The 1,244-nt window shown below is 69.2% G+C and carries 1 protein-coding gene; it reads left to right on the top strand.

Going from position 1 to position 1,244, the window contains the following annotated elements; all coding sequences use genetic code 11:
- On the top strand, positions 1-1,234 hold a 1,234-nt coding region (locus ABD317_RS37055; protein ID WP_344296483.1), incomplete at its 5' end, for an RICIN domain-containing protein.
- Positions 1,235-1,244 lie beyond the last annotated feature (10 nt).

Genomic DNA, 1,244 nt, shown 5'->3' with positions numbered 1-1,244 from the left:
GGCACCGGCCGCCCCCAGATCGCCACACACGGCACAGGCCGCGACGTTCGCGGTCGGCGTGCGCCGGTACGACTGGACCCGCGGCAGCCGCCCGTGCACCACCTACGTCTACTACCCCGCCACCGGCACACCCGGCGGCAACCCGGTGACGAACGCCCCGGTCGCCGACGGCGTCTTCCCCGTCTACAACTACACCCACGGCTGGGGCTCCAGCCCGCAGAACTCCCTGTTCTTCATCCGGCCGCTGGCCGCCGCGGGCTTCATCGTCCCCGCCCCGCACTTCAACTTCGGCGGCGCCGGCGACGTCTACAGCGGCGAACCGTCGAAGGACGTCTCGCAGATCCTCACCAACACCCTCAACCTCAACACGAGCGGACCGCTCGCCGGGCACATCAACACCGACATCGGCCTCGGCGTCTCAGGCCACTCCCTCGGCGGCATGACCACCCACGGCCTGCTCACCGCCTGGCCCGACAGCCGCATCATCTCGGCCAACCCGCAGTCGTGCGAGGACATGGGTACCCCCGCCTCCTCGATCACAGCCAAGGTCGTATTCGTCCACGGCGACCGTGACGACCTCACGCGGTACGACTCGGCCCGGCAGGCCTACAACGAGCTGACCTGGCCCAAGGCATTCCTCACCTTCCTCGGCGGCAGCCACACCAGCTTCTGGGGCGACGACCGCTTCCCGAACACCGTCGTCGACTGGGCGCGCTGGAGCATGAACGGCGACACCGCCGCCCGCGACCGCCTCCCGCAAGATGCGGCCGGGAGCGACACCAGGTGGGAAGCCGATCTGGACGAAGGGCCCTCCGAGCCCACCGGGCTCTACCGCCTGACCGCCCAGCACAGCGGCAAACTCGCCGACATCGACGCCCGATCGGCGGCGGCCGGGGCCCTGCTCCTCCAGTGGCCGGCCACCGGAGCGACCAACCAGCAGTTCGAGTTCATCGACACCGGCGACGACCACTACCGGATCAGAGCCCGCCACTCCAACCTCGTCCTGCAGGTGGCGAACAACAACACCGGCGCCGACATCACCCAACAACCCGAATCAGACGCCACAACCCAGCAATGGCGCATCGTCGACCACGGCGGCAGCATCAGCCTCATCAACCGATCCTCCGGCCTGGCCATGGACGTCTGGGAACACTCCACCGCCGACGGCGCCCGCATCTCCCAATGGACCTACGACGGCAGCGCCAACCAACGCTTCACCCGCCAGAGCGTCTGACGTGCGGCGG

Source organism: Streptomyces synnematoformans (assembly GCF_039531005.1).
GTDB classification, from domain to species: domain Bacteria; phylum Actinomycetota; class Actinomycetes; order Streptomycetales; family Streptomycetaceae; genus Streptomyces; species Streptomyces synnematoformans.
Note: the sequence above shows the minus strand (reverse complement) of the source record. Positions and strands in the feature narration are given on the sequence as shown.